The sequence below is a fragment of the Geodermatophilus sp. CPCC 206100 genome (assembly GCF_048569675.1).
GTDB lineage: Bacteria > Actinomycetota > Actinomycetes > Mycobacteriales > Geodermatophilaceae > Geodermatophilus.
The window spans coordinates 1-543 of record NZ_JAQISV010000083.1; the positions used below are offsets into that span (position 1 = coordinate 1).

Genomic DNA, 543 nt, shown 5'->3' on the forward strand with positions numbered 1-543 from the left:
CTCGGGGTTGGCCGAGACCGCCGGCGTCGGCCCGCCCCCGCGCGGGGCCGGGGCCGACTCGCCCGCCGCCCGGGGAGCGGCGGGCTCCGGCCGCGGCTGCTCGAGGCGGGCCGCCGCGGCAGCGGCCTCCGCGGGGCGGGGCGCGTGCGGCCAGTCCTCGTCGTCGGCCGGCTCGGGCGGGAGCGGGATGTCGGGCTCCCCGGCGGCCATCCGGGCGCGCCGGGCCGGCTCTGCCTGAGCCGGCGGGGCGGCCGGAGCGGACTGGGCGGCCGGAGCCGGCGGCGGCGACGCCGGCGCGGGCCGGGCCGGGGCGCCGGAGCCCGGCGGAGTGGTCGCGGGCCAGCCGTCGTCCGCGGCGGGCCGGGCCGCCGCAGGGGCCTGGGCCGGGCTGCCCGTGCCGGGCCGCGTGCTCTCCGGCCAGCCGTCGCCCGCGGGCGGAGCGGACGGCGCCGGTTCGGCCGCCCGAGCCGGTGGCTGCGCGGCGGCCGGCGACTGCGGCGTCGCGGGCTGCGGCGTCGTCCGGTGCGCCGCCGCGCGGCGGGG

The 543-nt window shown here is 87.5% G+C and carries 1 protein-coding gene; it reads right to left on the reverse strand.

Annotated features, from left to right (window positions below; all coding sequences use genetic code 11):
* Nucleotides 1–210 (reverse strand): hypothetical protein (locus PGN05_RS24200; protein WP_419755132.1); only part of this gene is annotated, 210 nt, incomplete at its 3' end.
* Between the last annotated feature and the right edge of the window lie 333 nt (nt 211–543).